The sequence below is a fragment of the Caballeronia sp. LjRoot29 genome, assembly GCF_964252755.1.
In the GTDB taxonomy this organism is placed as follows: Bacteria; Pseudomonadota; Gammaproteobacteria; order Burkholderiales; family Burkholderiaceae; genus Caballeronia.
Window position 1 is genome coordinate 184,137 of the sequence record NZ_CAXUPU020000001.1, and the last position, 24,343, is coordinate 208,479.

22 protein-coding genes and 1 pseudogene are annotated in these 24,343 nt (G+C 61.1%); 9 read left to right on the plus strand and 14 right to left on the minus strand.

The features are described from left to right. Positions 1–7: 7 nt before the first annotated feature. The 6 genes from ACSQ83_RS00770 to ACSQ83_RS00795 all read right to left on the minus strand — a co-directional run bounded on the left by ACSQ83_RS00770 (position 8) and on the right by ACSQ83_RS00795 (position 3,989). The gene (locus ACSQ83_RS00770) at positions 8–271 is read right to left on the minus strand and encodes a hypothetical protein (RefSeq protein ID WP_436226931.1); all 264 of its coding nucleotides are present in this window, start codon (positions 269–271) and stop codon (positions 8–10) included. 201 nt (positions 272–472) lie between these two features. Beyond that, positions 473–796, minus strand: coding sequence for a hypothetical protein (locus ACSQ83_RS00775; RefSeq protein ID WP_414948021.1), 324 nt, complete (start codon positions 794–796; stop codon positions 473–475). Between the two features lie 293 nt (positions 797–1,089). Beyond that, a complete protein-coding gene (locus ACSQ83_RS00780) occupies positions 1,090–2,496 on the minus strand; it encodes a sigma-54-dependent transcriptional regulator (protein ID WP_436226932.1) in 1,407 nt (468 codons plus the stop codon). 368 nt (positions 2,497–2,864) lie between these two features. Beyond that, positions 2,865–3,134, minus strand: a complete 270-nt coding sequence (locus tag ACSQ83_RS00785; RefSeq protein WP_436226933.1) for a hypothetical protein — start codon at positions 3,132–3,134, stop codon at positions 2,865–2,867. A 100-nt stretch (positions 3,135–3,234) separates the two neighbouring features. Next, the gene (locus ACSQ83_RS00790; RefSeq protein WP_414948018.1) at positions 3,235–3,552 is read right to left on the minus strand and encodes a DUF883 family protein; all 318 of its coding nucleotides are present in this window, start codon (positions 3,550–3,552) and stop codon (positions 3,235–3,237) included. A gap of 104 nt (positions 3,553–3,656) precedes the next feature. Beyond that, positions 3,657–3,989, minus strand: coding sequence for a hypothetical protein (locus ACSQ83_RS00795; RefSeq protein ID WP_436226934.1), 333 nt, complete (start codon positions 3,987–3,989; stop codon positions 3,657–3,659). Between the two features lie 535 nt (positions 3,990–4,524). Here ACSQ83_RS00795 and ACSQ83_RS00800 point away from each other — a divergent pair. From ACSQ83_RS00800 to ACSQ83_RS00810, 3 genes are all read left to right on the plus strand, one after another. Beyond that, complete coding sequence (locus tag ACSQ83_RS00800) at positions 4,525–5,595, plus strand: sigma-54 interaction domain-containing protein (RefSeq protein ID WP_436226935.1); 1,071 nt, start codon at positions 4,525–4,527, stop codon at positions 5,593–5,595. A gap of 281 nt (positions 5,596–5,876) precedes the next feature. Next, positions 5,877–6,431, plus strand: a complete 555-nt coding sequence (locus ACSQ83_RS00805; protein ID WP_436226936.1) for a hypothetical protein — start codon at positions 5,877–5,879, stop codon at positions 6,429–6,431. Then, positions 6,428–6,943 (plus strand): hypothetical protein, encoded by a 516-nt coding sequence (locus ACSQ83_RS00810; protein WP_436226937.1) that lies wholly within the window; start codon positions 6,428–6,430, stop codon positions 6,941–6,943. The genes ACSQ83_RS00805 and ACSQ83_RS00810 overlap by 4 nt, the downstream gene beginning before the upstream one ends. Positions 6,944–6,987: 44 nt before the next feature. Here ACSQ83_RS00810 and ACSQ83_RS00815 read toward each other — a convergent pair whose 3' ends face one another. The 5 genes and pseudogenes from ACSQ83_RS00815 to ACSQ83_RS00835 form a co-directional block, all read right to left on the minus strand. Beyond that, the gene (locus ACSQ83_RS00815; RefSeq protein WP_436227078.1) at positions 6,988–7,347 is read right to left on the minus strand and encodes an autotransporter domain-containing protein; all 360 of its coding nucleotides are present in this window, start codon (positions 7,345–7,347) and stop codon (positions 6,988–6,990) included. Then, positions 7,289–9,226 (minus strand): annotated as a pseudogene (locus ACSQ83_RS00820) (autotransporter domain-containing protein); the annotation flags it as partial. The gene ACSQ83_RS00815 and the pseudogene ACSQ83_RS00820, both read right to left, overlap by 59 nt. 11 nt (positions 9,227–9,237) lie before the next feature. Next, positions 9,238–10,362 carry a hypothetical protein gene (locus tag ACSQ83_RS00825; RefSeq protein ID WP_436226938.1) on the minus strand — a complete coding sequence of 375 codons (1,125 nt, stop codon included), beginning with the start codon at positions 10,360–10,362 and terminating at the stop codon, positions 9,238–9,240. 416 nt (positions 10,363–10,778) lie between these two features. Beyond that, complete coding sequence (locus tag ACSQ83_RS00830; protein WP_436226939.1) at positions 10,779–12,113, minus strand: ABC transporter ATP-binding protein; 1,335 nt, start codon at positions 12,111–12,113, stop codon at positions 10,779–10,781. A 51-nt stretch (positions 12,114–12,164) separates the two neighbouring features. Further along, positions 12,165–13,955: an ABC transporter permease gene (locus ACSQ83_RS00835; RefSeq protein WP_436226940.1), complete on the minus strand. Its 1,791-nt coding sequence runs from the start codon at positions 13,953–13,955 to the stop codon at positions 12,165–12,167. Positions 13,956–14,639: 684 nt separating this feature from the next. Here ACSQ83_RS00835 and ACSQ83_RS00840 point away from each other — a divergent pair. Together ACSQ83_RS00840 and ACSQ83_RS00845 are read left to right on the plus strand one after the other, a co-directional pair. Next, complete coding sequence (locus ACSQ83_RS00840) at positions 14,640–16,316, plus strand: sensor domain-containing diguanylate cyclase (RefSeq protein WP_436226941.1); 1,677 nt, start codon at positions 14,640–14,642, stop codon at positions 16,314–16,316. Between the two features lie 135 nt (positions 16,317–16,451). Further along, positions 16,452–16,715, plus strand: coding sequence for a double-stranded DNA-specific endonuclease (locus ACSQ83_RS00845; RefSeq protein WP_050381213.1), 264 nt, complete (start codon positions 16,452–16,454; stop codon positions 16,713–16,715). A gap of 108 nt (positions 16,716–16,823) precedes the next feature. On the opposite strand, the gene ACSQ83_RS00850 is transcribed toward ACSQ83_RS00845, so the two are convergent. Both ACSQ83_RS00850 and ACSQ83_RS00855 read right to left on the minus strand, forming a co-directional pair. Continuing rightward, entirely contained in the window at positions 16,824–18,176 is a 1,353-nt protein-coding gene (locus ACSQ83_RS00850; RefSeq protein WP_436226942.1) for an ATP-binding protein, read from the minus strand. Then, positions 18,160–18,882, minus strand: coding sequence for a response regulator (locus ACSQ83_RS00855; protein WP_031362548.1), 723 nt, complete (start codon positions 18,880–18,882; stop codon positions 18,160–18,162). The genes ACSQ83_RS00850 and ACSQ83_RS00855 overlap by 17 nt, the downstream gene beginning before the upstream one ends. Positions 18,883–19,101: 219 nt before the next feature. On the opposite strand from ACSQ83_RS00855, the gene ACSQ83_RS00860 reads away from it, so the two are divergent. Beyond that, positions 19,102–19,683, plus strand: a complete 582-nt coding sequence (locus ACSQ83_RS00860) for a periplasmic heavy metal sensor (RefSeq protein WP_436226943.1) — start codon at positions 19,102–19,104, stop codon at positions 19,681–19,683. A 346-nt stretch (positions 19,684–20,029) separates the two neighbouring features. Here the strand turns inward: ACSQ83_RS00860 and ACSQ83_RS00865 are convergent, their stop codons facing one another. Further along, on the minus strand, positions 20,030–20,728 hold the full coding sequence (locus tag ACSQ83_RS00865) for a pirin family protein (protein ID WP_436226944.1): 699 nt from the start codon (positions 20,726–20,728) through the stop codon (positions 20,030–20,032). A 719-nt stretch (positions 20,729–21,447) separates the two neighbouring features. On the opposite strand from ACSQ83_RS00865, the gene ACSQ83_RS00870 reads away from it, so the two are divergent. From ACSQ83_RS00870 to ACSQ83_RS00880, 3 genes are all read left to right on the plus strand, one after another. After that, complete coding sequence (locus ACSQ83_RS00870; RefSeq protein WP_414948006.1) at positions 21,448–22,137, plus strand: ABC transporter permease; 690 nt, start codon at positions 21,448–21,450, stop codon at positions 22,135–22,137. 165 nt (positions 22,138–22,302) lie between these two features. Then, complete coding sequence (locus ACSQ83_RS00875) at positions 22,303–23,016, plus strand: ABC transporter permease (RefSeq protein WP_158936503.1); 714 nt, start codon at positions 22,303–22,305, stop codon at positions 23,014–23,016. A gap of 20 nt (positions 23,017–23,036) precedes the next feature. Further along, entirely contained in the window at positions 23,037–23,816 is a 780-nt protein-coding gene (locus tag ACSQ83_RS00880; protein ID WP_414948005.1) for an ABC transporter ATP-binding protein, read from the plus strand. Positions 23,817–24,343 lie beyond the last annotated feature (527 nt).

A 24,343-nucleotide genomic window follows, 5' to 3' on the forward strand; every position in this document is an offset into this window, starting at 1 on the left:
CCCAGATTCAGGCGTCTTGTTCCGACCCGAGATCCCGCTGGTAATCGAGCCCTTCTTTCCGAATTCCACCCTGGTTATGGTCGCCGTCCGGCGGAGCGTCCGGCGCCGGGCGGTTCTGTGAGGCAGGATCATGCGGAGACTGCAAAGCTTCTGGACTCGCCGGATCGGCGGGAACGGCAGCGGCCTCGGGTGGAATCAATTTGGCTGGATCAGGCCGCCCTTCACGCTTCGATGAATGGCGTGCTGAGCGGCGGAGTGCGGGATGCCTCATGGGTGCCTCCAGAAAGAAGGCCGTCGGCGAAGTGTTCGGCGGCGGATTACCAACTAAATCCAGCAAGAACGACCAGACGTTACGCGCCAAATCCGGTCATTTTTGCCTAACGCGTTGTAATGCCTACAGCGACGATGAAATATCTTCAAAGCCCGCTCTTGTCCTGGTGAACCAGCTAAAGAACCAGCTAAACCAGCGCGCTCAATGCAGCGTGCCCGAGACATGCGGCGTTTCGTTCGGTCCCGGAGGGGGATCGCCGATCGGTTGACTCGGCGGGGACGGCGGCTCGCGCGTCGGATCGGGAATCGTATCCGGGGGTTCTTGCGGCGACGGCGGCTTCGGTGTGTCGGGATTAAAAGGCGGGTCAGGCGGCTGCGGAGTCTGAGCTTGAATCGGCATCGAATCCGCCGGCATCAACCCCGGCGTTCGTGAAACGCGCAACACTTGCCACACGTGTAACAGGTTTCGGGATTGGCGTTGAAGCGAGGCGAGATCGGTCATGGCGGGCTCCCTGGATCTTTTCATGATGACACTCGTTCGGATCGCGCGCAGCGGCCGATCCGGCCAAGGACTCTCGAACTTGAACGCAGGCGAAGAAACAAACAAACCGCCCACGAGCCAAGCCATTCAGTCGCAGCAAGGGCCATGCCCCGGGCTTACCGCCTTCACATCCAACCTACGGGCCTTCTGACATTATCGGCGCTGAGTTCGCGCGCTCCAACGAAAATCGCCCGTCCAAAGCGGACATCTTTCGATGCCCCAATGAGACGGGCGTTTGACTCGGTCAGCGCGCGTTACGTCGGCAATACCGCTAAAACCTAGCGACGGCCGGCGTCGGCATCCCCTACTTCGCTGGCTTCGCTGATCGCCGCTTTGCTCGCGGCGTCATCGCCATATTCAACCAGCCGGTTGTAAAGCGTCTTCAGGCTGATGCCAAGAATCTCCGCTGCGCGCGTCTTCACCCCACCGCATTGCTCGAGCGTGGCGAGGATCAACTGGCGGTCCGCTTCGGCCAGCGACGTGCCGAATGGAATCGTGACAGCCGTTCCCGCCGATGGCTTCGCCAGCGATATCTGCAGCGGCACGGTCGCCGTGCTATCCGACTCGGCGCCCGACATGATGTACGCGCGCTGCACGTAGTTTTTCAACTCCCGCACATTACCCGGCCACGGATACGACGCCAGCATGTCGCGCACGGCAGCCGGAAACGTCTTCTTTGTGTTGTAGCGTGAATTGAGTTCGTCGAGGAACGCCTGACCAAGCAGCTCCACGTCCGTACCCCGGTCGCGCAAAGGCGGCAGGTTGATCGGGAACACGTTGAGGCGGTGATACAGGTCAAGCCGCAACTTGCCTTCGAGCACGGCCTGCTCCGGATCACGATTGGTCGCCGCGATCAGGCGCACATCGGTTTCGAGTTCTTTCGTTGTGCCGACCCGCATGAACATGCCGGTCTCGAGCACGCGCAGGAGTTTCACCTGCAATTCGATCGGCATCTCGGTGATTTCATCGAGAAACAGCGTGCCGCCGTTCGCGCGTTCGAAGTAACCCTTGTGCTGACGATCCGCCCCGGTAAAAGATCCACGTTCATGTCCGAACATCTCGGATTCGATCAGGTTCGGCGAGATCGCCCCGCAGTTCACGGCAATAAACGAATGTTTGCGACGCAGGCTCAACTCGTGAAGCGTCTGCGCGGCAACTTCCTTGCCCGTACCCGATTCACCGATCAGCAATACCGACGCCGCCGTAGGCGCCACGCGGCCGACCTGATCGTAGACAGTTTGCATCGCGGGCGAATTGCCCAGCATCAGGCCAAAGCGGCCCATGCGGCGCAGTTCGCCACGCAACGTGCCGATCTCAGCTTTGAGATCGCCAGGACGTGGCAGGCGGCTCAGGATCGCCTTGACGCGCTGCATGTTGATTGGCTTGACGAGGTAGTCCGTCGCGCCCATCTTGAGCGCGCTGACGGCCGACTCGACCGTCGCGTGGCCGGTGATGACGATGATTTCCACGCCGGATCGGGGATCGAGATCCTCGAACAAGTCGACGCCCGAACCATCGGGTAACTTGAGGTCAGTGAACACGACGTCCGGCGTCTGGCGCACAAGCTGAATCCGCGCTTCGCGCAAATCGCCCGCAGTCGCTGTTGTCAGTCCGTCTTCGCCGATGATCGCGGCTAGTGCCTCGCGGGTACTGGGATCGTCATCGACAATCAATACATGTGGCATGCGTCTTGAATTTATCCAAAGCGTTGAAGGTCACACGGCGCAGAAAGCGTCGCGGGGGGTCTCTGGGACGATGCATGAGAGCAGGTCGCCGCCAGGCCGAATGGGCACCGAGAGAAACTCAAGTACGCCGAAGGATGAAAGTCTTTCCGGTTTCGCGAATGGCGCCGATTGCATCGCGCAATTATTGCCATATAGCGAACTTATTGCTGTGGGTCAGCCGATTATAAGGCTTTATCAAGATGAAACGCACGCCTGGGCGTGCGTTTCGAATAGTCCGTTTGGACACGTGACCTGACGTTCAGCTCACGTGCTCACATTGTTGACATAGATCAATGAACGCCGTTATTCCGTCCCGATGCGCCGCAAGATCAGCTATGTGGAAAATGCCATGCTTCAGGTGTGCCGCCGAGCACGCCGTTGCCCGTGCCGTTCGACGGCTTGACCGGCGCCGCGGGCGTGGCGGATGAAGCGGTTGACGCGCTTGCAGGCGTGATGACCTTGCCGCCTTCGCCTTCCCAGCGATGAAGTTCACGCGCACCGCGTCTTGAAGCATCGCGCTGCGCCTGCGCCCAACGCCAGGCGAGGACGCCGCCTATCGCGAATAACGCACTGAACAGGCCGAGTTTGGGTCGTGCCATTGTGATTCCTCCGTTTGCCGCGGTAGTTCGCGGTGTGTGCGGTTATCGATGAATTGATCGCGATGATCGGTCGGTCGACGATGTTCGGCCGATTGGTCAATTAACGCGAAACCAGAATGCCTGCCAGAAAGCCGATGCCCGCAGCAATGCCCAGCGCCTGCCATGGGTTGTCGCGCGTGTATTGCACCGTGCCGTCGAGACTCGCGCGATACCGCTCCTGCGCACTCGATTGCGCTGATTCAAGCGCATTGCGCGCTGCATCGACGTGATCGCGTAATCGCGTACGCAACGCATCCACACCTTCTGCGGGCAGCGATGCGCTGAGCCGCACGAGTTCTTCGGAATCGTTCAGCAAGACCTTGATGTCTTCAATAATCTTTTGCTTGCCTAGGGACATCTGGACCGTGGTTTGACTCATGTTATGAAACCCCTTGCCATCAGTGCCATTAATATCTGATACGACAGAACCATCCGATAAATGAGCCGCCTGGCCTGGCATCTGCGTTTCCATTTGCGCCTCCATCACGAAGCCCGCGAAGTGAGTGACGTGAGATGCTCCAAACGTCGCAACCGCGACGCGCGAAGCATGGCGCCAAGTACAAGAGCGCCACTGAGTGCGGCAAACACGACACTCGTGATACTTGCGGCCCGCGTAAGCGCCGGCGTGCCGGCAGCACACGCCATGACCACGCACATCAGCGCAGTCACCAGTCCGACGGCCGCCCAGTGATAAAGGTTGATTGGTTCGGCCGCCAGTAGTTCCGGACGCTCGGGCGCGCGTTGCGGCGCGCGAACCCGCCGGACAGGGCGCACCCGCGATTGCACGGGGATGTCGAAATGAAGGGAATCTTCCATGGCTTCGTGCCGGAAACCGGCCTTTCGTGTTGCAGATGCCACCCCACGTGCAGATTTCGTGCCACCTCGCTCAACGCACATCGCGTCGGGGCGATGATCATGAAAAGCACGCAGGCACACCACACCTCGAACTGATTCGAACGCGTAACAATTACGTTGACGCCAGTAATTTGAGGGCGCTATCGGTGAAGCTTTCGGCCTCACGTTGCGCTGTTTCGTGACGCTCGAATTCATATGGAGATTCGCGCGTCCGATTGCAGGATAAAGGACCACGAAACGACAAAGCCCATGCAAAGCACATTGGCGCTAAGCCGTCACGGATGGTTAAATACGGTTTATGAGATAAACGCCGCATGCAAGCGCTGGTGCCGAAACGACGGGACAGATCCTTGTCGACGATGCTTCGCCCACCTGAGCGGCAGTTACAACGGGCCTGCCAACCGATTGGCGGTGACCGCTCCGGCCTGCGGCGCCGCCTCGTCCATCCCCAGCGGCTGTGCTGTCGCCCGAACAACATTTGCAGGACAAAAGACTCATGGCGTCAATCGATCTGGACTCGCCGGCTGTCGCCTCCGGCGACACGCCATCGCAGAAAAAACGCAACGCAGGTGAAATTGCCGGGCTGAAATCGTACGGACTTCTGTACGGTTCATCGCCCGTGATGATGGAACTCTATTCGCAGATCGAACGCGTGGCCGCAACCGATGCCACCGCGTTGATCATCGGCGAATCGGGAACGGGCAAGGAACTGATCGCCCGCACGATCCACGATCAGAGCGCCCGCCGCGAAGCCCCGTTCGTCGCCGTGAATTGCGGCGCGATCCCCGATAACCTTATCGAACCCGAACTCTTCGGCCACGAAAAAGGCAGCTTCACGGGCGCGGTGCAAGGACGCCTCGGATACTTCGAGCACGCCAACGGCGGCACGCTGTTCCTCGATGAAGTGACCGAGATGTCACCGGTTCGACAAGTCAAGTTGCTGCGCGCGCTGGAGACGGGCACGTTCTTTCGCGTGGGTGGCAATGACCTGATTCACTCCGATGTCCGCGTGATCGCGGCGACCAATCGCGATCCGATTGTCGCGGTGAGGGAGAACGGCTTGCGCGAGGACTTGATGTATCGGCTCGCTGTGTTTCCGCTGCGTGCGCCGCCTCTGCGTGAACGCGATACCGACCGTGAATTTCTTGCGCAGCACTTCCTCGCCGAGATGAATGCGCAAGAAGGGACGAACAAATCCTTCAGCAAGCGCGCGCTTGACATGCTGCGCACGTACTCGTGGCCAGGCAATGTACGCGAGTTGAAGAACACCGTGTATCGCGCGTTCATCCTGGCTGAGAAGACCGTGGAGATCGCGCATCCGCATCTTGCATCGCGGGTTAAAAAGCCAGTCACGCAAGGCGATGCAATGAACGTGTGGGTCGGCACGCCGCTCGCCGATGCCCAGAAGCAAATCATCCTCGGCACACTCAAGCATTGTGGCGGCGATAAACGTCGCGCCGCCAAGGCGCTCGGCGTGAGCCTCAAGACGCTGTACAACCGCCTCGGTACGTATGAGAACGAAGGCGGCGACGGCGACGCGTCAACTTCCACAGGCGCTGACAGCTAGCTCTGCCTAGCTCAATGAGTCGATGAGCTCTCTTGCGGCTCATCGACTTCATCGAACCTTCATTCGCCCCGATCTGAGCTTGCGATTGTCACGTGTAAGTTTCATTTACTGCACCACGTTCCCCGCATTTGCAATTTCTTGCAAATTTCTTTGCCCCTCATTTGGCTGCGTACTTCAAAATGCGCGGGCGCTCCGATTGCTTAGTGTTCCTTCAGTGCCCGCACAAGCAAGCCGGTGGCCGTTATCGAAAGAATAAAGAAAGGCGAGGAAGGTACAGCATCATGCAGAAATCGATTCACCGGCGTCCCCCCAACGTCGTCGCACTGGCAACGCTTCTGGTCGGAGCGCTCGCATGCTCCGCGCTTTCAGGTTGTAGCTCGCTGTACGGAGAAGGCGCCGTCGCAGGCGCCGGTGTCGCAGGCGCCGCAATTGCCGGCACCGTGACCCGCAACGCAGCGGTAGCAACCGGAATTGGCCTTGGCGCCGTTGCTGCCGCCAAAGCCGGCGTGCAATACAGCGAGCGCGTGATGCACACCTATACGCAAGACAGGATCGCCGGGGCCGCCGGCCCGCTTGCCGTTGGCGCCGTGGCGCCGTGGTTCGCGGTGCATAGCGTGCCTATCGAGCCGGACGAGAAAGGCCGCGTGACAGTGAGCCGGACCATCAGTACCGGGACGCTCGACTGCAAGGAAATCGTATTCTCCGTCGATACCGATGCCACCAAGGATCATCCGGCGGATAGCGGTTTCTATGTAGCGTCGATCTGTCGTGATGGTCAGGTCTGGAAGTGGGCGTCGGCGGAACCCGCTACGCCGCGCTGGGGTGCGCTGCAATGAAGCCCGGCCTCAGTTTGATGCTTGCGGCCGGCGCGGCGGCGAGCTGCGTCTTCCTCAGCGGCTGCGGGTCGATCGGTGCGGCAGCCGGCGCGGCGGCGGGCGTGTCCACGGGCGTGGTGACCAGCAATCCGGCCATCGGTTTCGGCGTGGGTATTGCGGTCCAGGCCGCCACCGACGAAGCCATCCAGCGTCTGATGAAGCGCCTGCACAGTGACCAGCAGATCGCCATTGCAACGACCGCGGGCGATCTTCCTGTCGGCGATACAAAACCGTGGCGAGTGAAACACACGCTGCCGGTGGAGAACGGCCACGGCGACGTGCGCGTGTTGCGCGAGTTCACCAGCGCGCTGGCGACCTGCCGCGAGTTCGCGTTCTCGGTGGCGGACGGCGACAAGCCGGACGCGCATGAGGACTGGTTCCTGGCGCAGGCCTGCAAGGGTAATGACGATACCGGCGGCTGGAAGTGGGCATCGGCGGAACCGGCTGTCGCGCGCTGGGGCAATCTGCAGTAGGTCGTTAGCCGCCGGGGGGGCCGGGTCGATTTCCGCACCGTTGCTCACCAGCGCCAGCGCACGGCCGCGTTCCCGCCTACCGCCTCGCGGCGCGCGTCACCGGCGTTCATCGCGTAATGCATGCTCACGAAGACGCTGCCGCGTGCGCTCAGATTCACGGCGAACCCCGCTGCAATGTCGGCAATCGTCGACGATGATTGCGCCGGGATGCCGGTCGTACCGTCGAAGGTTACCTGACTCGTGGCATTGAAGTAGCGCCAGAGATTCACGCCTGCATACGGCTGCCAGGTCGCGCCCAATGCTTGCATCCGCCCCGTCAGCCGCACGCCGAGGCGCGCCGAGGCGCGCCGCGACGGTGTTGGGGTCAGCGAAGGTAACGTTCGAAATGCCGTCGTTGAGATCATCGATGGCCACGTGTTGCCAGATCACCTGCACCTGCGGTTCGAGACTTAAGCCAGCGGTCAAGGGAAACGGCAAGCCGGCCTCGATGGAGCCCGCTATCGACCGGCCATGCGTGGTCGGGCTGATGCCATCGTTCGACGACGGCTTGATCGTCAACGCGCTGCCGATTACGATGGTATCGGTGTACCAGCCTCCCGCGCCAATATGCGTCCAGTAAGCGCCGATGCTCCCGGCATCGATACTCAGGCTGCCCGCCTGCACGGCCGGCACGCCGAGCGCGAAGCCGCTCACATCGCCTGATGCACGCGCCATGCCGAGCAGAAATCCATAGTGGTCCCGATGCCCGTCCGCGGCGGTATCGGCGTAGAGATCCTGACCGATTTGCATGCCCCCGATCGCGCCATTGAAATGCGGATCGACGCCCGTGCCGCTGCTGGTAATCGTCCGGTTGCCCCAGACACGGCTCCACGCTGCAGGCAGCGCGCCCGTCTCGTTCAACTGCGATTGATCGCCCGCGCTGTCGTGGAACGTACCGATCTGCTGCACGCCAAGTTCACGCGTAAGCGATGAAATTTCTGCATAGATCGGTACTTCGATTCGATAGAGCGGCGTCGGGGTGGCCAGAAGCGGCGGCGTGACGGGCGGTGGCGTCACGGGCGGTGGCGTCACGGGCGGTGGCGTCACGGGCGGTGGCGTCACGGGCGGTGGCGTCACGGGCGGTGGCGGTGGCGGCGTGATGCTCGACCGCAAATACGAGTTATCCTCCGTCCCCGCCGCCACCCCACCTCGAAACAGGAAGTACGAATACCCTCCCGCCTTGACCGGATTCGCCAGTGAAAACGCGGTCGGCGCCGTTGTCCCGCCCTGAACCGTCTGAACGACCGTGATCCCGGCGCCGACCGTCAGCGCGCCCGCGCCGCCCGCGTTCGTTATCCCGATCGCGGTATTGCCCGTCGCGGCACCTTGCGAAATCACCAGTTTTCCGCTCGGCGAGTTGTCCGATCCGAGCACGCTCTGCAGCAGCAATCGGCCTCCATGACCGGCATAGTTGCCGCTGACCATCAGCGAGTTGCCCGGACCCGCGCCACCGGTCAGGTCGATCGTGCCCGCATTGTTCAAGGTCACGAGACCGCCCGGCAAAGTCATCGCAATTGCAGATTGCCCTCCGCCGTTCCAGCCCAGCGTGCTGGTCGTATCGATATTGAACAGGCCCGTTTGCGTGGTCGCGTCACCCATCGACACGCCGCGATTATCGAGTGAGAGCCGGCTGCCGTTCGTCAAGCCGATGCTTTCCCAACTCGTAAAACGGCCTAGGCCGCTAATTTGAGTATGGTCGAACGTGAGGGAATTCTGCCCGGTGCCCCCGTCGAGCGCCGATAACCCCGCGAGGTTGGCGTCGGTCAAATTCGACAACGTGGCCACCACGCCGCCCGCTCCGAATGACACCGTCCCGCCGATAACACCGCCTTCGAGCCATCCGAAGGTCGCGGCCCCGTCGCCCGATGCAAGAACCTGCGCAATCGATCCCCCCGTGACCGTGATGGCGTTCGTGCCGTTGCCGAGCGTGACCGCGCCGCCGATCGCCCCGCCCGATAGCGTCAACGCCGTATCGCCGGTGCCTGCCGTCACGTTTGCATCGACCTGCCCCCCGGACATCGTGAAGGTATTGGTGACGGCCGTCAGCGCCACGCTGCCAATGCGCCCGCCGGTAATCGTGGCAGCGCCGCCGTTCGTCAGGCCGCCCGTGACGCGGCTGCCGTTCAGCGTAAACCGCGGCTGCGGGCCGCCCTGATCGACGGAATCGACCTGCCCCGCCTGCATCACAAACGTGTTGACGCCGGTGCCTTGCCGGATCAGTCCGGTGACCGTGCCGCCGTTCATGTTGAACGTGTTCACGCCGGTATCGGTCCATCAGCAACGCCACCGCCGCCGGATATCTGGCCGGTATTCGTGATGGTGACGACGTACGGGCCGGTGGTCGAGATGCCGGGATTCGCGCCGCCCTCGATCACCCCGCTGTTCACGATCAGCGTGTTGCCGCCAACCGCCGACATCCCCACGTTGCCGCCCGAGATCGTCCGGGCGTTGGTGAACGTGCCACCGCCGTTGGCGTCGATACCGTTGTCTTGATCGCTGGCGATACGCGCACCGGCTGCGTTGACGAAGCTGACCGTATGCGCGAAATATGCGCCGAGCGAGTCCGGCCCATGCGTCACGATCGAACCATTGTTCGTGATGAGTCCTGGCGTGGCATCAAGGGAGACGATGCCGTGCCCGTTCGGTCCGGATGTCTCGACGGACCCGTTGTTGGTCACCGTCGTTCCAACGCCGCTCCCGTTCGCGAAAAGGCCATAAGAACTTGCTCCGGACGTCGTAATCGTGCCGTTGTTGACGAGCGCATCCCCGGAGGTTTCGGCGGCCATGCCGTAGGAACCTTCGCCGGAAGTCGTGAGCGTGCCGTGGTTGGTCAGCGTGCCGCCGCCCGCTGCAGAGAAGTCCAGCATGGCTGCCGAACCCGTCCCGCTAGTGCCAATAACCCCGCCCGCCGCATTCACCATCGTGACCGCCGCCGAGCCGTTATAGATGCCTTCCGACGCCGCGCCAGATGTATGAATCGAGCCGGCATTGGTCACTGAGTTATGCCCGAAACCGGATACGCTTCCTTCGGAGGTGATGCCATCGAACGAGTCGGCGGTGGTTTGAATCGTGCCCAAGTTCTGGACGGTGCTCGAATCCTGAATGGAGATACCGCTGCTGTTGTTCACGCTGATGCCCGCGCCCGGAAGCACGACAACGGTGACACCGGTACTGCCGCCGGCGGCCACGACGGGCTGTGTGGATGGATTCGGCGCATTGGCATTGCACGTGGCGGTTTGCCCGCTCGCAGGCGCGAGGTTGTCGCAAACGGCGAGCGCGGACGGAGCGCGCAACAGGCACGCCACGCCAATCGACAAACGAGATAGCCCCAGCGTTCGGCACGCCAGTAAGGACGGCAACGACAGGCGCGTTCGGCGCATCTTCTTGTCTCCACGTTTCAGGTTGGCTGAAGCGTTGGCCCGCTCGCGCTTAGCGCATGCGGGACGGCCTGCTTGCGAACGGCCAGGCAGGGGACTCGAAGGGTAATGCACGATTTACGCTGAAGCAATCTTGCGGAAAACATTCCAAAAAGGCCTTATTGAATCGATAAGATGCTTAATGGGCCTGGCTTTCAGCGTGACTTGAAATCATTGCGCCCAGCACCTCAACGGCTGTTGCCAATCCGGCTCTTGCCGCCGCGAAAACGCTCGATAAGCAAAATAAAATCGCCCGTCGATGACTAAAACACGCCCCGCAGAACGCAAAAAACGCGGTGTCCGTTTCCGGATCAGCCGCGTTTTTTTTGCGTGTTTTTTTGCGCCAGTCAGCGCTTCAAGTTGTCTTCATGCTCTGAGCATCAAGACTCGACGTCTTCCAGGCTGAAAATCTCGGTCTGGTCGTTGTACGAAAAAATCTCGCCGTAACGGCCCCAGTTGATGACCGCGTCCAGCGTTTCCTCGGCGGCTTTATCGGAGAGAAAATCTTCCAGTTCCTGTTCGAAGCGCACGCGTGGCGCACGATGCCCCGGCCGCTCGTTCAGCACTTTCTTGATTCGCGCGGCGAGCGGCACGTGCCGCAGCAAATGCTCCGCGAACATCATCTTGCGTTCCTGCGTTCCAAATTCGGCGAATACGCGCGCCGGCGGTGTGAGGAAAATGTCGCCTTCACGCACGTCAGCGAAACCCAGATGCTGCAGCACTTCGGCCACCGGAAACAAATCGTCGACCTCCAGGTGCAGCGACCGTGCGATTTCCGGCATGTCGGCGCGGCCGTGGTACGGATCGGCGGCAAGCGTTTCGATCAAACCTGCCATCAGGTTGGTCGAAACCTGCGGCAGCCAACTGCTCAGTTCCAGGCCCTTCTTCTTCTCTTCGCCGAGTTGACGCGCGGTCATCTTGGCGTAGATATCGTCGACCAGGCGGCGGAACGCCGGATCCAGCCGATTGCGAGGATGTTTGAACGGCACGCGGATTTCGGCCATCACGCGCCCCGGATTCGACGACAACACCAGGATCCGGTCACACATGAACACCGCTTCCTCGATGTTATGCGTGACGATCAGCACCGACTTGATCGGCATCTTCCCCTGCGTCCAGAGGTCTAGCAGGTCGGTACGCAAGTTTTCGGCGGTCAGCACGTCGAGTGCGGAGAACGGTTCGTCCATGAGCAGCAACGTTGGGTCGACGACCAAAGCGCGCGCAAAACCCACACGCTGGCGCATGCCGCCCGACAACTCACGCGGATACGCGTTCTCGAATCCGTCCAGGCCGATCAGGTCGATTGCCGCCAGCGCGCGCTCACGCCGCACCTTCGCCGGCACGCCTTGCGCCTCCAGTCCCGCTTCCACGTTCTGCAACACCGTTAGCCACGGAAACAGCGCGAAAGTCTGGAAGACCATGGCCACGCCTTTTGCCGGGCCGTGCAACGGCTCGCTCATATAGGTGACCTGGCCGCCGGTTGGCTCGATCAATCCGGCGATGATCCGCAGCAGCGTCGACTTGCCGGAACCCGAACGGCCCAGCAATCCGACGATCTCGCCTGCGTTGAGCGTCAGGTTCACATCTTCGAGCACGAGCAGTTCGCCCTGCGTCTTGTTGAAGCCGCGGCTCACGTTCTCGACGTGCAGGATTTCCTCGCCGCGGCGCGGCGGGATCGGCGGCGTTTGGGGTGTCGTATTCGTCTGCGTTGACATAGGCGCTCGCGCGTTGCTGATTACAAGAATTTAATGGTGCGGCCGTCAGCTTCAGTCCAGCCGCAAACGCGCTTCGGAATAAGCGAACAATGGCCGCCACAAGAGCCGGTTAAAGAGTGTGACGAACAGCGACATCACGGCAATACCGAGAATGATTTTCGGATAATCGCCGTCGGCCGTGCTTTGCGCGATATACGCGCCAAGCCCGTGCGCCACGATTTTCGTATTTCCCCACGACACCGCTTCCGCCACGATGCTCGCATTCCACGCCCCGCCCGACGCGGTGATCGCGCCCGTCACGTAGTACGGGAAAATGCCCGGCAGGATGGCCTGGCGCCACCACTGCCAGCCTTTGATCTGGAAATTGGTGGCCGCTTCACGATAATCGTTCGGATACGACGTCGCTCCGGCAATCACGTTGAAAAGGATATACCACTGCGTGCCGAGCACGATCAGCGGCGAGAGCCAGATATCCGGGTTCAGGTTGAACTTGACGATCACCACGACAAACACCGGGAACAGCAGGTTGGCCGGGAACGCGGCCAGGAACTGCGCGAGCGGTTGGATCTTGCTGGCCAAGGCAGGCCGCAAGCCGATCAGGACGCCAACCGGAACCCAGATCACCGATGCAATCGCGATCAGCACCATCACGCGAAACAACGTGATCAAGCCCAGCCAGAAGACGTGCCAGACTTCGCCCCACGTGACGCCCTTGCTCACGAACAGCGTCACCTTCCATACCAGGAACACGGTCAGCGCGAGGACGATGACCGCCCACACGATATCGCCGGCACGGGACGGATTGCGGGACTTGCTGCGCGCGCCGGGTGCTGAGCTGCCCAACGCGCGCATCGGGAATTTCGGCAGGCGGCCTTGCAGCGACGGCAGCTTCAGCGGCACCCGCGCCATCTTGCCGATGATCCAGCCCGCCGGCACCAGCAACTGGTGAATCAGGCGCGTACGGCGAATCAGGTCGAGCAGCCACGACTCCGGCACGTTGCCCGAACTCGTGTTTTCCATGCGAAATTTGTCGGCCCAGGCAACGAGCGGCCGGAACATGAGCTGATCGTAGGCCAGGATCACGACCGTCATGGCCAGGATCACCCAGCCGATCGCGCCGAGATTGCGCTCGCCAATGGCAGTGGCCAGATACGCGCCGATACCCGGCAGCACGATGGTCCGGTTACCCACCACGATTGCTTCGGACGCGACCACGAAGAACCAGCCGCCCGACATCGACATCATCATGTTCCAGATGAGGCCGGGCATCGAAAACGGTACTTCGAGCTTCCAGAAGCGCTGCCAGTTGGTCAGGTGAAAGCCGCGCGAGACTTCATCGAGATCGCGCGGCACGGTGCGCAGCGACTGATAGAAGCTGAACGTCATGTTCCACGCCTGACTCGTAAAAATGGCGAAGATTGCCGCCAGCTCGGCGCCGAACACGCGGCCCGGAAACAACGTGAGAAAAAACGTGACCGTGAACGAGATATAACCGAGCACCGGCACCGACTGGAGAATGTCCAGTATCGGCACGAGCACGACAGACGCGCGCCGGCTCTTCGCCGCGAGCGTGCCGTAGATCAGCGTGAAGACCAGCGACGCCACCATGGCCGCCAGCATGCGCAAGGTCGTTCGAAGCGCGTATTCGGGCAGGTTCGCCGGGTCGAGCGAGATGGCCTGGGTTTGCAGCGTCGACATGGGCGCCATCGTCTCGTGGAAGCCGACCACGGTGAGCGCGAGCACGCAGATAATCAACGGGAACGCGACGAAGTCCCATCGATTAGGCAACAGGCGCAACGCCGATGCGTTCGCCGTTCGAGTCAGGTTAAAGCCAAAATCCATTCCACGCCCTTTCCCGTTGAGGCTCGTTGCAGCAGGCTTTTCGTCACGTGAGGCAAACGTCCGGCGGCTGTGTCCTTGCCTGTGTTCTTGCTTGTCTTCTTGCTTGTGTTGTTATTTCCCGGGCGGATACTCCACCCTTCCCTCATCCGCCGGACGTGGTTGCGGCCCCATCCACCGTCGCGTCGACACACAACTTGACCATTTCAGAAACGCACGACACTACACCAACCTTTGTTTCACGCACAACCTCAGTTGACGGGTCTGTTGCGTGGTTTCTGAAGCCCCGGGCCTCAACACCGCGCATAAGCTAAACGGCTGACCCCAGGGCGGAGGTAAACACGCTGTTCAGAATCGCCCGCTCCCGCCGATAACAACTTGATGGCCGAGAGAAAACGTCGTCCAATCGAGGCCTGGAGGCGCAGAGGCGCAGACCGAATGAGAGAACCGGCGTGAACCTGGCCAAAAAAGGGACTGCGGATGCTCCGGACCAATGAACGAACGAACAAAAGCATGAGGTGCGGCTGATGCCGGTCCCGGCCATCAGCCACGACACTTGGGCGAACTACCGATGTGGGCGCGGCTGCGCCCGGTAAGATGCTCACATGCCGGTAAAACACTCATAACATGCACGTTGCGCGGGTTGTGCCACCGGCTCGCGCCACAGTCAGACAAGCCAGAGGATCGATGAACAAGACAACCTATCACCGCGCCATCGCGACGCTCGCCTTCGCGTTGCTCGCATGCGTGTGCTGGGTTGCCGCCGGGATGGTGTCGGAGCGAATGGTACAGCAAGAAGTGACCACGTCGGTACGCGTGGAACAGCAAATGGCAGCGTCTATCGTCGACAATACCGCGCAGATCATTGCCAGCGACCTCGCCATGTCCCGGGCGATTCCGGCCACTATCGCCGAAATGGACATGATCCAGTTGGCGCTCGCCGAATCGCACAGTTCCGCCGAAGAAATCCAGCAAACCGAACCGGAGCGGCGAGCAAAGTGGCTCGCCACGCCGGCGCTCGCCAGACTCGACAACTTCCTGCGCAACGCCCGCGGCTTCACGGGTCTCGACTACGTGTGGGTCGTCAATAGCGACGGGTTTTGCGTGGCGTCGAGCAATGGCCTCGACTCGAACAGCTTCGTTGGCACCGACATGCGCATGCGCGGCTATATCCAGAAAGCGCTGCTTGGCGCGTTCAACGAAACTTACGGGGTCGGCAGAATGAGCGGCGATCCGGGCATTTTCATCGCCACGCCGGTGTATCGCGACGGCTTCCTGGTGGGCGCGGTGATCGCGAAAGTCAGTGTGGACCGCTTGCGCCACTGGGTATCGCGCCCGGGCACGTTCGTCACCGACAGCAACGGCGTCATTGTCATGGCTCACGAAAGCCAGCTCGAAAACCGCGTACTGCCGGATTCGCCCGTGCTGCGGATGTCGCGGGCGCAACGGCTGGATGCGTATCGGCGGGTCGATTTCCGGACGCTGCAGCTGACGAACATTGGAGAACGCGTGCGGGCAGACGCGCCCTGGCTGCCGCCTTCGCTCGCGCGCTCGTTTTTCTCCGCAGGGGACAGCAGCTCACCCTCTCTCTACGATGAACGCACCGGCCTGAACTCGGGGCTTGCCGCTCATATTGTCCATCCGCTGCCGAACTGGGCGGAAATCGTGAGCAATCAGCGTCGCGACAGGCTGCTGGTGTTCCTGACGGCGCTCGGCGTGAGCCTGCTGGCGATCGTGATCACCGTGTCGTATCTGCGCGAACGGCGCTTGCACCGGGCCACGCGCCATCTGGCCAACCAGTTGCAGTCGGCCAATGAGCTGCTGTCGGCCGAAGCTCGCCACGACGCGTTGACCGGCGCGCTGTCACGACGTTATTTCCTCGATACGTTGCGCCGCGAAGTCGGTCTGGCCTGCTCGGGCGGCGTGCCGCTGTCGGTTGCTATCGCCGATCTCGACCACTTCAAGCAGGTGAACGACCGCTTCGGCCACGCGACCGGCGACCGTGCGCTCGAACATTTCGTGCGGATGTGCGAGGAGCAATTGCGCGCGAGCGATGGCGTCGGGCGCTTGGGCGGTGAGGAATTTGGGCTGCTGCTTCCGCATACCTCGCTCGCCGATGCCCACACGGTTCTCGAACGCCTGCGCAAGCGCTTCAACCAGGAACATTGCGCCTATCTCCCCGACGACACCATGCTGAGCGTCAGCATTGGCATCACGGAACTAAGCGACGGCGACACCGCCGAAAATCTCCTTAAGCGCGCGGATCTGGCGTTGTACGCGGCGAAATCGGGAGGACGCGACCGCAGCGAAGTGCGTCCGGCCGATACGCGCCCGCCCATGCCACGGCAGCCTGAAACGGCCTGACACGTACTGAACAATGGATAAAACGGCAATTTGGCGCGACGTTGGCTGAAAGGCGGGGTGCGGCGGCGGCACGACAGCAGGTATTATCGATCTTCGAGTTCGATATCTGCCGTTATCAAGAATCAGGAGGGGTGAATGAAGGGAAATCTGGTCATTGTCTGCCGCGATCAGGACGCTGAAGCATTCGATCACTTGCTGGCCGAGTATGGCGCGTTCCAGACGCGGCTCTCTTCGACTGCCTGGTATTTGCGCCTCGATGTCGCGCCTGAAGTGATCCAGGAGGAAATCCTGGCGCGGTTTGGCAAATACACCACGCACTATATTTTCGAAGCCGCGACCGTGACCTACAACACGGTGGACAGCGAAGCGGCTTCTGCGCTCAATACCCTGTTCGATTAGCGGTTTCGCTTGGGCGGCAGCCTTGGGTTTGCTGGCGCTGCGGGAGTTTGCCCAAGCCCTTGAACCACCCCACCCGAGGACGCCAAGCCTCGGGATGGAGGAACACAATCACATCACGCGGGCTTCATGCATCACGTCGCCATGTAACATCTCGGCCGAGCGCGCCACTACATCAAAAGGAAAGGTCATCACGACCTGCAGGCCGCCTTCGGGGCGATTGCCAATTTCACATTCACCGCCCGCCCGCCGCACCAGCCGCTCAACGATTGCCAGCCCCAACCCGCTGTGGCCACTACCGCCGCGCGCCGGATCAAGCCTGACGAACGGCCGGCTTGCCTTAACCAGATCGTGTGCCGCGATGCCGTTACCGCTGTCCATGACACGCAAAATCCAGCCATTCGTTCCACGCGACGTTTCGATCACAACGGGCGGTGCGCCGTACGCGTGAGCGTTATCGAGCAGGTTCGACAACAAGCGGTCAAGTGTTGCAGCAGGCAAAGCGAAATCCCGCCCCGCCATCAGACGCGTCTGCACTGACGGCGCCCCCACGGTCACCGCGCGATAACTGCGTGCAATGCGCTCGGCCTGCTGATCGACTTCAGCGGGCTCGCTTCGATCGGCGCCGTCGTGGGCGAACACAAGAAACTGGTCGACGATATGCGCCATGGAATCCACGTCGCGCACCACGCCGTCGCGCACTTTGGCTTCATCCATCATTTCAGCGCGCAGGCGCAAGCGCGCCAGCGGCGTCTTGAGATCGTGAGCGACTCCCGCAAGCATGACCGCGCGATCGCTTTCCGTCTGCTCCACTTCGCGCACCATCTGGTTGAACCCATGGGTCAACTGCCGCAATTCGCGCGGACCGCGCTCCGGAACGGGTGGAGTGGGTTCACCGCGGCCGAAGCGGCCGACCGCCTGCGCCAGCGAGCGCAACGGCGTCTGCAATTGCCACGCGGCAAAGAGCGCGGCCATCACGGCGGTGGAGAAAATAATCGCGAGCCAAAGCAACATGCGGTCGCGCGAACGCGGCGGACGCAAAGGCTGCACCGGCACGACAATCCAGCTGGCGTCTTTCGCGCCCCGCACCCAGAGGCGCGGCGGACCGCCCGGCTCACCAATGCGAACGTCGGTGCCATCCGGCAGCCGATCCCGCAAGTCGTCGATAAACCGGCTGAACGGCGGCGGCACGCGGCTGGAATCGGCGTCGGTAAAAGGTGGGGGAACGTCAGAACTGTTCGGCTCGACCACCCGCACGCTCGATGGCAGCGGCTGATCGGGCGAATTCGCGATGTGCTGGCGCACGGCGTCAACCAGGAACGCGGCCTCTTCTACCGCATAGCGCGTTTGTGTCTGATCCCGCTCGAGCCGGATGACCGCGAACCAGGCGACGTGCGACAACACGAGCACGCCAATGACCAGGACAACCAGCCGGCCGAACAGTGAATCAATGGGCCGACGCATTTTGCTCGCCGTCCGGCACGAACACATAACCGCGTCCGCGCACAGTCTGAATAAAGCGCGGCGTGGACGGATCGGTTTCGAGAATCCGGCGCAGACGCCACACCTGGACGTCGATACCCCGGTCGGTGCCGTCGTATTCCGGGCCGTGCAGCAGTTCGAGCAAGCGCTCGCGCGTCAGCGTGCGCATGGGGTGATTGACGAAAATCTTCAGCAATGCGAACTCGCTGCCCGACAGCGTGAGCGGCGTTTCGTCCTGATGCAGCGTGCGCGACTGGAAGTCGAGCCGGAAACGCCCGAATGAAAACGGTTCACGCTGCTCGGGCGCCGCCGACGGAATCGTGCGGCGGCGGCGCAACACCGCCTGCACACGCGCCAGCAACTCGCGCGGATTGAACGGCTTGCCGAGATAGTCATCAGCACCGAGTTCCAGTCCGACGATGCGATCCACGTCGTCCGCTCGCGCCGTCAGCATGATCACCGGGATGTCGTCGCCCGACGCGCGGAGCTTGCGCAACGCGGTCAGCCCGTCTACACCCGGCATCATCAGATCGAGCACGATCAGGTCCGGGCGCTCGCGTTCGAGGCGCCGTTCGAGTGTGCCTGCATCATGCAGCACCGATACCTCGATGCCTTGCCGGACCAGATAGTCGCGCAACAGGTCGCGCAGTTCGGAGTCGTCGTCGACGACAAGTATTTGAGTAGCCATGCGACGCAGTTTAACGCCTGCGCGGGGCCTCCATGTTGCGAAGACAGCGGAAACGTTTACTGGGTGTTACCGCGAAAGGCGAAAGTAAACCCGCGTAATAACGCGGCCACCGCTCGTAACACGCGCTTCCCGGCGACTGTCTACGCTGTGTCTTACCGAAGGCGCGACCACCTGAAAGGCGCAGCCAGATCGGCTCTGGAAATCAAAAAGGAGTAGACCATGTTGAAACAGTCCCGATTCCTCGCCATCACCGCCGCCGCGCTCGCCCTGTCGATCGGCGCGGTCAATGCCGCCAGCGCTGTCACACCCGACGCGCCGCCGCCCGGCGGGCCGGCCATGATGGACGGTCATGGCGGCCCGGGCGGCCATCGTGGCGGAATGCGGATGAAGAAAGAACTGGATAAGTTGCATGGCCAGCTCAATCTCAACGCGGACCAGGAAAAATCGTGGCAAGCCGCGCTCAGCACCATGAAGCAGAATCATGAGGCCATGCGCGAAAGCCACAAGCAGATGCGCGCACAAATGGCATCGATGAAGCAGCAGCCCATTCTCGACCTGAACGCCATGTACGCGACGCATCAGAAGATCGAGCAGCAGAATGCCCAGTTGCGCGACCAGACGAGCGCCGCGTGGCTGAACTTCTATAACACGCTGAACGACCAGCAGAAGACCACGGTCAGCACGGCGCTCAAGCAGCGCTTCGCAAGAATGGAAGCCATGCGCGAAAAGATGCATGAGCGCTGGAGTCAGCATCGCGGAACGCACGGCGCGCCGGCCGGCGCGTCTGCTGTCAATCCGTGAGCATTGCTTAAGCTCGGAAACCGGGCGTTGATTGCGGTGGCGTAGCCGCCGATTCAATCGCCCTTGCCGGACAAGCCGTTCCAGTCGACGCTGGAACGGCTTTTTCGTTTGGGGAAATGGGGGTTTTCGGTCAGCGCGGAAACGGCGGCCGACACAATTGATCGATACACGCCGGTTTTGTGGAGGTCCGCCGGACATATCGCGCGGCGTCATCAGGCCTCCCGGGAATCCAAGGCACACAAACAAAGAAAAAGGCCGCGGAAATTGCTTCCGCGGCCTTTTGTCGAGCCTCGATCGTTCTTCCAGCCGTAGCCGGAAGATCAGCTCATAACGGTTTTACCGCCGTTCACGCCAAGTCGAACAGGATCACTTCAGCGCCGGCGCCTTGTTCCAGCGTGACCTTCGACACCCCTTCCAGCTTTGCGGCGTCGCCAGCTACAAGCGTTTCACCGTTCACCGAAATCGCGCCCCGCGCCACATGAACATATACGCGGCGCCCGGCCGGCACGTCGAATTCGGCGCGTTCATCGCCGTCGAACAGACCTGCGTAGACTTCGGCGTCGGCGCCCAGCTTCACCGCGCCGTCGCGTCCTTCCGGCGATGCGATCACCCGCAGCCGGCCACGCTTTTCAGCGTCGTCGAAACGCTTTTCCTCGTAGCCCGGCGCATTGCCCTCAGCGTCCGGGATGATCCAGATCTGCAGGAAATGCGCGGTTTCGCTGTCCGAGCCATTGAACTCGCTATGGCGCACACCGGTGCCGGCGCTCATGCGCTGGACATCGCCGGGACGGATGGTCGAGCCGTTGCCCATACTGTCCTTATGCGACAGCGCGCCTTCGAGCACATAGCTGATGATTTCCATGTCGCGATGGCCGTGAGTCCCGAAGCCCTGGCCACCCGCCACGCGGTCCTCATTGATGACCCGCAGCGCGCCAAAGTGCACATGCTTGGGGTCGTTGTAGCCGGCGAAGGAAAAGCTGTGATACGAATCAAGCCAGCCATGGTTAGCGTGGCCACGTTCATTGGCGCGTCGAATTTCAAACATATCGAACTCCCGGTGATATTGCGATGGAGAGAATGTAAGGGCGCAGGCCGCCCTAAACAATCGCCCGCGCAAACACCACACCGTTCTGAAAATGCATGCAATCGAGACAATGCGGGGGTTTGGCCGGTGGGCTCTGCCCGATGTATCGGTTCAAGGAAAGCCCCGGCGCTACCCCGGGCGCATAGGCCGGCTTCGGGTAGAATACCCGCCTTTTCAAGGGTCAACGGGCGCCGGAGGCATCTACGTCCCGCCGGGGAAGCCGTGCCGGGAAAGCCGCATGAGGTTTCGGTGGATTTCAACCCAGGTCACGATTTTTCGGTGAAAGGCGTTTGTCGACAAATCGCACCAATTTTGGACACCTAGAATAAGCACCGCCGGAGACGATAGGTTAACGGGCTTTGGAGGGGCTGGGGCCAAGTTTGGGGGAGGTGCGTCGGGGCACGATTGCAGCGCGCGACCGGCGATTTGCCGATGAAGAGAAACACATTCAGCTATACAGACGGATAGAAGCAAACCGGCAGCGAGACTACTGACGGTGGGTGTAGAGAAGGTGTAGATAAGCCACGAACCAAGCAACGCGAGAGGCCAGGTTCACCGAACACCCGAAGCAGGCCGCCAGACAGCGGTTATGCGAATTCAGGCAAAAAAAGCGCGGCTAACCCGGCCACAGCGACAAAAGCGAAAGCCACGGCACGCGCGCACGTCATCAAGGAATCACCATGTTTCTGCAAGGCTACGGGCCGCTTATCCTCTCGGGCACATGGCAAACCGTCAAGCTGGCGGTCTTGTCGCTCGTGTTCGCCTTCGTGATCGGCCTACTCGGGGCGGCGGCGAAACTGTCGAGGAACCGGATTTCTTCGGGTGTCGGCACGGTCTACACGACGCTCGTGCGCGGCGTTCCCGACCTGGTGCTCATGCTGCTCCTGTTCTACAGCATTCAGATCTGGCTGAATCACCTCACGGATTTCCTCGGCTGGGACCAGATCGATATCGATCCGTTCGTGGCGGGTGTCATTGTGCTCGGGTTCATCTATGGCGCGTATTTCACCGAGACCTTCCGCGGCGCTTTCCTCTCCGTGCCGCGCGGCCAGCTCGAGGCGGGCGCGGCATACGGCATGACGCCGTGGCAGACCTTCTCGCGAATCATGTTTCCGCAAATGATGCGTTTCGCGCTGCCGGGCATCGGCAACAACTGGCAGGTGATGGTGAAAGCGACCGCGCTGGTATCGATCATCGGTCTGGCCGACGTCGTCAAGGCCGCCCAGGACGCCGGCAAGGGCACACTGCGTTTTTTCTTCTTCACGCTGCTCGCGGGCGCGGTGTATCTCGTGATCACGACCGTGTCGAATCTCGTGCTGTTGTGGCTTGAACGGCGTTACTCGTCGGGCGTGCGCAAGGCCGATCTCTAAGCCATGAAAACCATCGAAACCACGATGACCATGAGAAGCCGAAAGCGGTCGCAAGCAACACGCGACATTCGTGCGCCAAGCGCCCTCGCCTGAAGACAATCACGGCGAACCCAGACACTACCCGGCAGCCTCAGGCAACCCAGGTCACCCCACGCGGCGGAATCCATGCTCGAAATCATCCAGGAATACTGGCGCAACTATTTGTTCACCGACGGTTATCGCATCACCGGCCTGGCCATCACCATGTGGCTGCTGGTTGTGTCGATCGTGCTCGGCTTCTGTCTGTCGATCCCGTTGTCGGTCGCGCGGGTATCGAAGAACAAGTTCTTGTCGCGCGGCGTCTGGGTCTACACCTACATCTTTCGCGGCACGCCGCTCTACGTGCAATTGCTGCTTTGCTACACCGGGCTCTATAGCCTGCAAGTGGTCCGCGACCACGTCCTGCTCAACCAGTTTTTCCGCGACGGCATGCACTGCACGCTGCTCGCGTTCACCTTGAATACCTGCGCGTACACCACCGAAATTTTCGCCGGCGCGATCCGGGCGACGCCTTACGGTGAGATTGAAGCCGCGCGCGCCTACGGGATGTCGTCGTTCACGCTCTATCGGCGCGTGATCCTGCCGTCGGCGCTGCGCCGGGCGCTCCCCTACTACAGCAACGAAGTGATCCTGATGCTGCATGCGACCACCGTTGCGTTCACCGCCACCGTGCCGGACATCCTTAAGATTGCCCGCGACGTAAATTCCGCTACTTATCAGTCGTTCCAGGCGTTCGGCATTGCCGCCGTGCTTTATCTGTGTATTTCGTTCGCGCTCGTGTGGTTGTTTCGCCGTGCCGAGTACCGCTGGCTTGCGTACTTGCGGCCGCAGGGTAAATAAGTAACAGGGAACGGCACATCATGAACACACCGGCAAGCAAGCTTTTCGTCGATAACCTGCACAAGCAGTACGGCGACAACGAAGTCCTCAAGGGCGTCTCGCTAAGGGCGAAAGCCGGCGATGTGATCAGCGTCATCGGCTCGTCAGGGTCGGGCAAGAGCACGATGCTCCGCTGCATCAACTTCCTGGAGCAGCCGAATCAGGGCCGGATTTTTGTCGATGGCGAGGAAATCCGCACGCTCAAGGACAAGTTCGGTGCACTTAAGTCGGCGGAACCGAAACAACTGCAGCGCATGCGCACGCGCCTTTCCATGGTCTTCCAGCACTTCAACCTCTGGTCGCACCTGAGCGTGCTGGAAAACGTGATGGAGGCGCCGCTGAAGGTGCTGGGGTTATCGAAACAGGAAGCGCTCGAGCGTGCGCGTACTTATCTCGAGAAAGTGGGGCTCGCGCCGCGGCTGGAACAGCAATATCCGTCGCATCTGTCGGGCGGCCAGCAGCAGCGCGTGGCGATCGCGCGGGCGCTGGCCATGCACCCCGACGTCATGCTCTTCGATGAACCCACCTCGGCGCTCGACCCCGAACTGGTCGGCGAAGTACTGAAGGTGATGCAGACGCTAGCCGAGGAAGGCCGCACGATGATCGTGGTGACGCACGAAATGGCATTCGCACGCAATGTGTCGAATCACGTCGTATTCCTTCATCAGGGACGGATAGAAGAAGAAGGACATCCCGACGACGTTTTCGGCAACGCTCGCAGCGAGCGGCTCCGGCAATTTCTGTCGGGTAGCCTGAAGTAAAACTACAGACGCTCCCCGCTACAAATCTGAAAGCGCCCCGAGGGGCGCTTTTTTAGTTGGCGAATCTAAACACATGGACGTTTTTAAGCCACCGGCGCATTAACCCCACATGCATCGCCCGTCAATAGAGGCAATCCATAGCGTTGCAGGTCGATATCGCTTACAGCCTTATCCATCAAGGCTTTACGTCCGATATTGAGCGCGTTTCGAGAATGCGCAACACACCGATCATTGCATTTTCGAGACAGAAAATGGGTTGATAACAATTTTCTTGGCGGCACAAAGGTAATTTGCTAAATTAGTAATCAAAGTACGGAAACGAAGTTCATTAAAAGTAGTTTTACTTCAAAAAGAACTGAGGAGACACCGATCCCTAGGATCGGTTGTGACGCAAGGGGCCAATCAACGGGCACACCGGACGTCACGGACACCGGTCCTTCGCGTGTCATCCCTCTAAATAGTTTCCGGTTCGGTGCGCTGGCGCCGAACCAACACCGCCGCTTTTGGGCTTCTATTTTTGACAGGGT